This is a genomic window from Candidatus Seribacter sulfatis (assembly GCF_964187635.1).
Classification (GTDB): Bacteria; Verrucomicrobiota; Verrucomicrobiia; order Opitutales; family Seribacteraceae; genus Seribacter; species Seribacter sulfatis.
This window is the reverse complement of sequence record NZ_CAXLMO010000024.1, coordinates 21,815-31,035: the sequence shown is the minus strand read 5'-3', so window position 1 is coordinate 31,035 and position 9,221 is coordinate 21,815. Positions and strand designations below refer to the sequence as shown.

The 9,221-nt window shown below is 45.1% G+C and carries 12 protein-coding genes; 7 read left to right on the top strand and 5 right to left on the bottom strand.

Annotated elements, in window-relative coordinates:
- Positions 1-147 precede the first annotated feature (147 nt).
- Positions 148-309 carry a hypothetical protein gene (locus tag ACKPQ5_RS03455; RefSeq protein ID WP_407677702.1) on the top strand — a complete coding sequence of 54 codons (162 nt, stop codon included), beginning with the start codon at positions 148-150 and terminating at the stop codon, positions 307-309.
- 90 nt (positions 310-399) lie between these two features.
- Here the strand turns inward: ACKPQ5_RS03455 and ACKPQ5_RS03450 are convergent, their stop codons facing one another.
- Positions 400-1,800 carry an alanine/glycine:cation symporter family protein gene (locus tag ACKPQ5_RS03450; RefSeq protein ID WP_407677701.1) on the bottom strand — a complete coding sequence of 467 codons (1,401 nt, stop codon included), beginning with the start codon at positions 1,798-1,800 and terminating at the stop codon, positions 400-402.
- Positions 1,801-1,820: 20 nt separating this feature from the next.
- On the opposite strand from ACKPQ5_RS03450, the gene ACKPQ5_RS03445 reads away from it, so the two are divergent.
- The 4 genes from ACKPQ5_RS03445 (at position 1,821) to ACKPQ5_RS03430 (ending at position 4,560) form a co-directional block, all read left to right on the top strand.
- The gene (locus ACKPQ5_RS03445) at positions 1,821-2,030 is read left to right on the top strand and encodes a hypothetical protein (protein WP_407677700.1); all 210 of its coding nucleotides are present in this window, start codon (positions 1,821-1,823) and stop codon (positions 2,028-2,030) included.
- Between the two features lie 94 nt (positions 2,031-2,124).
- Positions 2,125-2,514 (top strand): DUF2237 family protein, encoded by a 390-nt coding sequence (locus ACKPQ5_RS03440; protein ID WP_407677699.1) that lies wholly within the window; start codon positions 2,125-2,127, stop codon positions 2,512-2,514.
- A gap of 169 nt (positions 2,515-2,683) precedes the next feature.
- Entirely contained in the window at positions 2,684-3,241 is a 558-nt protein-coding gene (locus ACKPQ5_RS03435; RefSeq protein ID WP_407677698.1) for a sigma-70 family RNA polymerase sigma factor, read from the top strand.
- Between the two features lie 95 nt (positions 3,242-3,336).
- Entirely contained in the window at positions 3,337-4,560 is a 1,224-nt protein-coding gene (locus ACKPQ5_RS03430; protein ID WP_407677697.1) for a hypothetical protein, read from the top strand.
- Here ACKPQ5_RS03430 and ACKPQ5_RS03425 read toward each other — a convergent pair.
- Complete coding sequence (locus ACKPQ5_RS03425) at positions 4,503-5,249, bottom strand: YqjF family protein (protein ID WP_407677696.1); 747 nt, start codon at positions 5,247-5,249, stop codon at positions 4,503-4,505. The two genes, ACKPQ5_RS03430 and ACKPQ5_RS03425, sit on opposite strands and share 58 nt — an antisense overlap.
- 15 nt (positions 5,250-5,264) lie before the next feature.
- On the bottom strand, positions 5,265-5,717 hold the full coding sequence (locus ACKPQ5_RS03420) for an SRPBCC family protein (RefSeq protein ID WP_407677695.1): 453 nt from the start codon (positions 5,715-5,717) through the stop codon (positions 5,265-5,267).
- Positions 5,718-5,804: 87 nt separating this feature from the next.
- Between ACKPQ5_RS03420 and ACKPQ5_RS03415 the strand changes: the two genes are divergently transcribed.
- On the top strand, positions 5,805-6,662 hold the full coding sequence (locus ACKPQ5_RS03415; RefSeq protein ID WP_407677694.1) for a DUF6268 family outer membrane beta-barrel protein: 858 nt from the start codon (positions 5,805-5,807) through the stop codon (positions 6,660-6,662).
- Positions 6,663-6,664: 2 nt separating this feature from the next.
- On the opposite strand, the gene ACKPQ5_RS03410 is transcribed toward ACKPQ5_RS03415, so the two are convergent.
- A complete protein-coding gene (locus ACKPQ5_RS03410) occupies positions 6,665-7,627 on the bottom strand; it encodes an NAD(P)/FAD-dependent oxidoreductase (RefSeq protein WP_407677693.1) in 963 nt (320 codons plus the stop codon).
- Positions 7,628-7,721: 94 nt separating this feature from the next.
- On the opposite strand from ACKPQ5_RS03410, the gene ACKPQ5_RS03405 reads away from it, so the two are divergent.
- Positions 7,722-8,621, top strand: a complete 900-nt coding sequence (locus ACKPQ5_RS03405; protein WP_407677692.1) for an HDOD domain-containing protein — start codon at positions 7,722-7,724, stop codon at positions 8,619-8,621.
- Between the two features lie 22 nt (positions 8,622-8,643).
- Here the strand turns inward: ACKPQ5_RS03405 and ACKPQ5_RS03400 are convergent, their stop codons facing one another.
- On the bottom strand, positions 8,644-9,090 hold the full coding sequence (locus tag ACKPQ5_RS03400) for a hypothetical protein (protein ID WP_407677691.1): 447 nt from the start codon (positions 9,088-9,090) through the stop codon (positions 8,644-8,646).
- Positions 9,091-9,221: the final 131 nt, after the last annotated feature.

Genomic DNA, 9,221 nt, shown 5'->3' with positions numbered 1-9,221 from the left:
GATCGCCACGGGCTACGCCCTCGCGATGACAAGGGTGGTAAGGAATAGAGTGTGCGCTTTTATTACAACACGCTCATTGTCATTGCGAGGAGAGAACGCAAGTGAGCGACGCGGCAATCCACTGGATGCAATAAACGTGTTCGGAGAGTGCGGTACGATTACGAGTGCACAGTGGATCGCCACGGGCTTTCAGCCCTCGCGATGACAAGGTTGTGGAGTGAAGCTGTGTGCGGTTCGCTTTCTGAAACACAGTGGATCGCCACGGGCTTCGCCCTCGCGATGACAAGGTGTGGTAAGGAATGGCAGTGAGCACACCATTGTCATTGCGAGAAGAAAGTGGAATGGACGACGCGGCAATCCGCTGCATGCAATGAACGCGTAGGAAATTCCTTCGCTTTCTTAAGCCTTCTTCAAGCCGGCAAAATACTTCCTGGCCGCCTCATTCACTCGGGGAGCCAATAGCATACTTGATAAAATCGTGGGAATTGCCATTAACCCAAAGGCGATATCCAAAAAATTGATAATCTCCGCCATTGTGGCAACAGCAGAGACGATAATAGTGAGCAGATAAAAGCCGAGCATGGGCAGTCGTGCCTTTTGCCCGAAAAGAAAGCATCCACACTTAACCACATAATAGGAAAATCCAAGCATCGATGAAAAGCTCAGGCAAAGCACACCGGCGAGCAACAGGTAAGGTCCAACTCCGGGTAATGCCTGTTCAAAGGCCTGGGTGGTGAGTAGAACACCATCCCCTTCACCCGATCTCCACACATCAGTGACCATCAGAACCAGTCCGGTGAGTGTGCACATAAGTAAAGTATCAATCACGGGACCCCACATCGCGACCAAGCCTTCCCGTATCGGCTCCTTGGTTTTAGCCGCTCCATGGGCCATCGCCTCGGTCCCCATTCCGGCCTCGTTGGAAAAAGCAGCCCGGCGGACCCCTGTTACAATTACCATTCCCAACGCCCCTCCTGCCACTGCCTGCCCGGTAAAGGCATCGGATAAGATCAGACTAAGAGATGGAAAAACTCGATCGGCATGGAGTAAAATAATTACCAGTGAAGTTCCCCCATACAATAGAACCATACCGGGAACAAGCCGGGCGGCAAAGGCACCAATCCGCTTGATTCCACCGACCACCACCATCCCGACAAGAACCGCAAGCAACAGTCCAAACAAAGCATTCCCAGCCTGTACGGTATTCTCGGAGCCCACAAACCAGCCCTGTGGTTCGAAAAACATCGAACGTACGATTTGAGTAAGTTGATTGGATTGTAAAAGAGGCAGGCATCCAAACATTCCACATGCGGCAAAAAAGACCGCCAATGGTTTCCACTTCTCTCCCAGTCCTTCTCGGATAAAATACATTGGCCCGCCCTGCTCCACCCCGTTTTCGTCCTTCCCCCGGTACATCACTGCCAAGGAGCAGGTGTAAAACTTGGTCGCCATTCCGAGCAGTGCACAGACCCACATCCAGAATAAAGCTCCCGGCCCCCCTTGAGTAATCGCAACTGCCACTCCCGCCACATTTCCCATCCCTACCGTTCCCGACAGGGCACTGCAAAGAGCACGGAAATGACTAACCTCGCCGGGCGCATCCTTTTCCTGATATTTCCCAAAGAGCAATTGAAGGCCGTGCCCAAGGTATCGAAAGGGAGAAAAACGGGAAAAAAGGGCAAAAAATGCCCCACCACCCAACAGTATAAAAAGTAGGTTACCCCAGAGCCAACCCGAGAACGATGATAAAAATTCTGCCATTTCAATACCCAGGTTGTAGGAATTTCTAAATTGGGTCACGCAGGAAATGAAGTTATTTTATGCCAACAACTAAAAAGCGAACCGCACAAAGACTTACCAACGAGAAACTCGCGGCACTTTGTCATTGCGAGGAACGAACGGAAGGAGCGACGCGGGAACCCATCGTATCTCGATGGACGCTTTCGAGTTTGTCCATTCAGTTATTGAAGCACAGTGGATCGCCACGGGCTACGCCCTCGCGATGGCAAGCTAGTTATTTACCGCATTAATTTTTATAAAAACGCTAAACTTTTTATACTAATTTGAAGGACATGAATAATTTCTTGCTTGTGATAAAAGAATAATCCCATTGATTGAACTCCAATGATCGCACCAATTAATAATGAAGGCCCCAAAAATGTACTGGGCGAACCCTTACAACCCTGCTGTACCCGTCTGAACACTGGGTGGTATCGTAATGGGAGTTGTGAAACCGATGCCAATGATGGTGGCCGACATGTAATTTGCGCCCAAATGACGGATGCTTTCTTGGCATTCAGTAAATCAATGGGGAATGACTTAAGCACCCCGATGCCAGAATACAACTTCCCCGGACTTAATGATGGCGACTGTTGGTGCCTCTGTGCCGCACGTTGGCAGGAAGCCTTCGAGGCGGGGGTACCGCCAAAAGTACGGTTGGCTGCTTGCGAGGAATCCGCGCTCGCAGTGGTGAGCCTCGATCATTTAAAAGCTCATCAAATTGTGGAACAATAAGCGAATACCCCTCTACTTTCTAATTTCGAAGACAAAATCTTTCCCAGTCTCGCTTAAGCAGAACTGATGAGCATGACTTCAACTAATTATAATAAAAGAAAAAACAAAAAATCGATTGCGGTACATTCTCTAGGTGGGCATTAATTTATAACTTGGTTACCGCAATCAAATGCAAAAAATAGAAAATGAGGTTTGGGAAAGGATACACAATGGCGACATCTCGGCTTTCGAGGAGTTGTATGACGGATTTGCCAAGGTTATGTTTTCACTTTCGATTGAAATTTTGGGAGATCGCTGGGAAGCGGAGGAGGTTATTCAGGATATTTTTTCCATTCTATGGAAAAAACCCGAGGCTTATTCTCCCGCTAAAGGTAAATTCAGCAGTTGGTTACTAGTCCTAACAAGAAACCGAAGTATTGACCGCTATCGTTCCAGAAAAAGGAGACTGGATCGTGGAGAAACCGATGAAATCCTGTCCAGTCGACCGGATCAAATGGATAAAAACGGAGCGGAGAAAGCAACCGCATCGGATGAACATGAACATCTGCACCGTGCCTTTACTCACCTCCCTGAAGAACAAAGACGAGTCATCGAGCTGAGTTATTTCAAGGGCATGAACCAACAGGAAATTGCCAAACGATTGGATTTGTCTCTGGGCACAGTTAAATCGAGAACACGATTGGCGATTGAAAAACTCCGCAATTCATTATCCACCCTCCGACTATGAACCCAAATTTAGTTCCCGTTTTTTTAAGCCAATCAAAAATGCAGATTGATTTGAGAATATCCCGCCTACACAATAGTAATTAATTTTTTACCTCCTTGGACACACTTACTCAAAAAGCCCTCGATTACACCCTTGGTGTTCTGCCGAAAGAAGAATCATTGCTCTTCGAGGCAATGTTAGAAGAAAACGATGAAGCACGTAATTCATTGGCCCAGGCCCAGGAAGACTGTGCCAACCTTGCCCTTTCCTCCAAGCCAAAATCCTTGGGGAAGGAAGTCCGCAGTCGAATTTTGGAAAATTGCCAACCGAGCTTATGCTTTGATTCTTTCTTAAGTTCTGAATCCATTCAAAAGCTTCATAGGAATTTCTCCCGTCAAGACGAGCGATACCAGGGAGGCGGAGGGTGTGTTCCGCTCAAAGAGATTCAAAGTTTGCAGGTGCAAGATGAACTCTATCAGTTATACGAAGATTTACTAGTACTCAGTCCTTTAGTCGCGGGCGACTCCAATGCAGCCGCGGGTGACATGTCAGGACTGCAAAAAGTGCTTCATAAAAGCCCCTCTTTTTCCCAGTCCGTTGACTCTCTCCTTTCACATTCAATTGAAGATGACCGTCCAGTTGCTCAGTCCGTACAACGGTCACTCCTTTCTTCGATGCCCTCTCTCAGTTTTTTCTCGGATCGATTAAAAGGAGATTCTTTTGCGATGGGAGATGTCCGCCGTCTCTTTTATCTTTGCCGGGATCAACTTAAAATCATGCGGGCATCTTTTGGAGATATTGACCCTCCCCGCTTGGTGGAGGATGAAAAACTTCGACTGCACAGTGCCGGATTACTCAAGACTAAATGGTGGGGTGCAGAACACGCCTACTTTTCATCCCAGGGAAAAGTTCGGTGTGGTCATTTCTTTGATGGGCCGGTGACAGAGCGCTGTGTTGAATTTGCTGAGTATGACGCCAACATGTACTGCCTCGCCAATTTACTTTCTCCTCGATCTGCGAATGGCGAATTCCATATGGAACTAATCAAGGACGCAGTACCGGACTGTATTTTGGCAATTGCTAAAGCCGAGACAAAAAAGGAAAAGCATGAGGAAATCGAGGAAATCGTCCACGGAATAAACCCTCTAAATCCTCCCTTTCAAAACGATCAAGTTCTTTGGAATCTAATTGAAGAATCAATGACCCGGGCTCATCAGCACGCCAGTCTTTCTGAGTTACGGGAGGCCTGCCTCTTTGGTTGCCAACGAATGGAAAACTCCACTTATCTATGGTTTGCCTGGCCGGCAATTGAGAATGCCCATGACGGGGCAGAAGCATGAACCTTTAGCCCCTTGCAATAATGTCCCAACGTTGCCTCGTGGGTAGGCTCCGCAATTCCCTGGGAACTGAATAATTCCCCCTTGTAATGGATTTCTTGGGTACGAACCGCCTGGTATGGGGTATGGCGGACACGAGCTGAAGTCGATACAGTGGCCCACTTTCGTCTTGCCCAAAAGCGGTACCTTTCCAGCAAAAAATGATCCAATGTACTGCCGGAAAATTCAGTACCCGATTGAATGGGTGCAAAGGATGCTCCGAATTCCGAGCGTGCTCTTGCGTGGGGTAACTTTCGACGGGAACAAAAAGTAATCCGCTTCGAACTAACTCTGCCTTCGGTCAGAGAGAGATTGTAGGGTAATCCATACATTAGCCGAGCACCCAGAACGGCAAATATATCGGAAGAATCCAGCGAATAAAACCATACGCCTTTATTACCCTGCTTATCTTTTACATAGGTCCGCAGGTTAATCTCCCAGAAAGAAGGCCAGGGCATCCAACTAATCGGGTTTATCCGCAACCCGCTCAACCGAAAGCCAACCACACTTAACCACGCCTGTCCCTCAAAGGTATCAATTTCCAAATCATCGGGAATCGATTGCCCAAGGTCGCTTTTGTCAATTGGCCAATGCAAAAGAAGTAAATCCTCCCAGTTTTGAAGCATGAAGGATTGAAGAAAGCGATCAGTCATGAAATGCCTCGTTGATTAAAGAGGATAAAGTTCGTCCAATTTTTCTCTCCGGTATTGAAATATTTGTTGTAAAGTACGCTTCACAAATAGAAAATGAGCAATCGTTCCCAATATCCCAAATGGCATTTGATAACGAATTTCATCGGTCATTTTGGTTCCCTCCTCCACCTCTTCCAAAGTATGAGTATGAAGCCATAATTTGTAAGGTCCGACGCGTTGCTCATCCATAAAAGAAAATCCTTCTTTTACATATTTAATCTCGGTTAGCCAACTCGTCCAACCCAGAACCGGGATTTTTACCTTATATTCTAAAAGTAAGCCGGCATAAGCGGAACTGGGGAGTTCACCCACAATCTTAAACGCCATTTTGGGCGGTGTGATTTCATTCAAATTTTGTGGGACTGAAATAAAAGCCCAAAGTTTTTCCCGGGCAACAGGCAGAGTCTGAGTTTGTGTAAGCGTATGCATATCGATTATTGTATGGTTAACTTCAAAAATGTCCAACCCCTCCCTTGACGGATTCTTTTTTACTCCTAAAATAAAAACATGAAATTTATGAAAACATTACTTCTCGCTTTGACTTTAATTAGTCCATTCCTCTTTGAATTGCATGCCCAGGATTTCAAAAAAGAAATGGCGGCGATTCGAACAACTTATTCGCACACACCGGATAGAAGTATCGAAGGTACTGGTATAAAGTTAGGAATAGACCAATGGGGGATTATGAGTCCTATCTTTTTTCATAAAACCGAAAAATGGGCTTTGGGGGCAGGCTTTCGTTACGAATTGTCCAAGCTTGATATCTCGAATCGCTCTTTGCTCAATGAAAGTAGCCTAAACTCGATCGATCTCCCCATTTTTGCAGCACTGGATCAATCTGAACACCTGCAGTGGATTTTTCTTTTTAATCCAAGCCTATCGGGTGATTTTGATCATGTAAGCGGAGATGCGATGAAATATATGACTATGGCAGGAGGTCGCTACAAGGTAAGTGAATCCTTCCAATGGATCTTTGGGGCTTTTTACAGTACTGGCTTTAATGACAACACCTTCCTCCCAGGAATCGGTTTTTCATGGGAACCAACCGAAAACTCAGACTTTCTTTTTGCCGGGCCCTTTCTTCGTTATCGATACTCAATTACAGATTCAATTGATTTTATAATCGATGGGAAATATTCTAGTAATGATTGGAATACCTACGACTCAGGGGTGGAGAAGGATCTCTCCCTAAGTGGGTACCAAGTAACAACCTCATTACAATGGAACTTTTCAGAAAAACAGGCAGTATATGGAGGAATTGGATTTGAAGTGGCCCGAGAAATCGAAATTAAAAATGATGTCGGAGGAGTGCTCTATGAAAAAGATATCAAGAGTGCACCTTTATTCGAGATCGGGTATCGCTTCCGTTTCTAAAACTAAATTTGGTCAATAATTGCCTGGGCCGCATCCCAACCGGACATTGCGGCATTTTCAATTCGTTCGCCTCCAAAACTGTCTCCCGCTAGGCTCAACCGGTCCCAGGCGGATGTGTATTGAGTGGCTCCAAAGGTAACCAATGGCTTGGCAAAGCCCCAACGGTGGCATTTCCATTCAGTAATCTTGGCATTGAGACACTCTTCTGCGGCGGCCACTAATAAAGGTCCGCGTTCTTCATCAGGAGCGTCCCAAAATTGTTGGGAGTAAGAATCGACTGCATGAACAGTGCAGGCAGGAATCGGAGAAGTTCCCTTCATGTGGTTATCTGAAATCCAATCAATTTCCGTTGTCGGGTGAGTAATTGTTCCTGGGGAAGAAAGGGAGGAGGGACGGTCCAAAATTCCCAACAGGGCAAGACAGCGGGTGTAACGTACTGCTTCTAATTGATCCATTACCTTTGATTCTAATTCAAATTGGCTTCTTTGAAAAAGTTCCAGCATTTGAGGCACGGGAAGGGTGAGTACTAAATGATCTGCAAATAATTTTCGGTTCCCCCCCCCCTTTTCATTAATCTGCCATTCTTCATCAAAGAAAATAGAATCAACAAAAAATTCTTTTTGAAAAGAAAAAGACCTCGCCAAAGCCTTCGCAGGAGCAGTCATACCATTTACACCACGGTATCGAATACTTTTGGGAATATCTTCTCTCCCTGCGATTGAATCATACCACGGAACTACTGCGTCCATGGATTGCCATTTTGTAAGCAATTCCTTCATTCTAGAATCCCGCACGGTGAAAAATTGTGCACCATGATCAATTCGAGCCCCAGCCATCCTCCTGGTCGACATCCTGCCACCCACACCGCGGCCTTTTTCAACCAAAACAACATCATGCCCCTGTTCCGCTAAGCGATACGCACACACACAACCGGAAATCCCGGCACCCACAACAACGACTTTCATATAATTAGAAAACTTTTAAGGATACTTTACATTATAAATTAAAAAGATAAGAATTATTCTACATCCCAGGCAAACCAGCACAAACTCAATACAAATGAAAAATACTTCCGAAGATTATACGTTCATTGTAAATTCACTGAAAGGACAACTCCCCAGTCTTCCCTTGGTCATGGATGAATTAATGACGATTATCTCGGACCCTAATGTCGCTCTTTACGCAATCAAAGACATCATTAAAATGGATCCCTCTATTTACTCACAAACCCTTAAGGTGGTAAACACCGTACAATACCGGGGTGAGGGAGAGTCCAGAATTACCAACCTTGATGATGCCATGCAAAGACTGGGATTGGAGAAAGTAAAACGGATTGCCTTGAACACCTCTGTCCTCACGCTTTTCAGTGGTGCAGAATTTACCAATAATTTTAGTCCCGAGACCCTGTGGACTCATAGTGTGGGTGTGGCGGTTGCAAGTGCAAGTCTCGCAGATTTTCTCCACTTTCCAATGTCTGACCAGGCATATTCCTGCGGACTGATTCACGATATCGGAAAACTGGCGAAGTTAAAATACGATCAGCAAAATTTTTGTGAGGAATTAAATAAGGCGAATGAACTAGGACTGAGTAATTTTCATACCGAAGTGACCCATCAAAAAATTAGACATGATCTATTGGGGGCCCAAATCGCAAATTCATGGGGAATTTCTCCCCTCGTTGAAGCAGTTGCCAGATGGCACCACGAGGAGGACCGTTCCAAGCGAACCGAGGTGGAGGATCCTGACATTCACAAATTGATTGATGTGGTTCAGTTTTCAAATTCTCTGATTAAAGAAATCAAATTTGGAAACAGCGGACATTCTCAAAAAGAAGTGCCCTCTCCATCGATCATGAGAAGATTGAAAATCAGTGAGGAAGGTCTCGATGAATTTGAGGAAAAATTAAAAAATGAATTGGAAACAGAAAAGGAACATATTTCACTTTTGAATAGAAAGTGAAGCTTGATTCCTTGGGTTTATCCTACGAACTTTCCAGAAGATCCGCAAAACTGAGCATGTATTCTACCACATGTTCCCGTCGATTTCTTTCTAAGTAACGAAAGCCGCCATTTAAATTCCCCAAAACCTTCCGATCGGATAAATTTTCTAATTGAACGATATCGGAGTGCGACAAACCATGTTTTTCAATAAAAAGGAAAATGTCATCCACCTTGTTACCCGTGCACGAGCAGTAATCAATTGCATGCTCTGACCACTCGTCCAACTGAAAATCCACCGATTCCACAATTTCTAGACTGCTCATCCCAGTTAGAGTTTGGATAAGGTGCCCGGCGTTACACTGGCCCATATGCCCCCATTGGTATTGGACATCTTCCTGGTCGAGTCGCTTAGAAGTTTCACGAAGGGCATCAATTAAAAAGCGATTAGTGAAAGACTTGTTAATTGTGTGGGTTCTAGTGTTTTTCATCAATAATAATGGTTGTAGATAGTAATAAAAACTAAGTTTTCAGAAATTTCAAACTTGATCGATTTACATTTCAGGTTCGAAACTTGGATTTAGATGATACAATCTTTTATTCTAACTTGGTGCAAAATGGG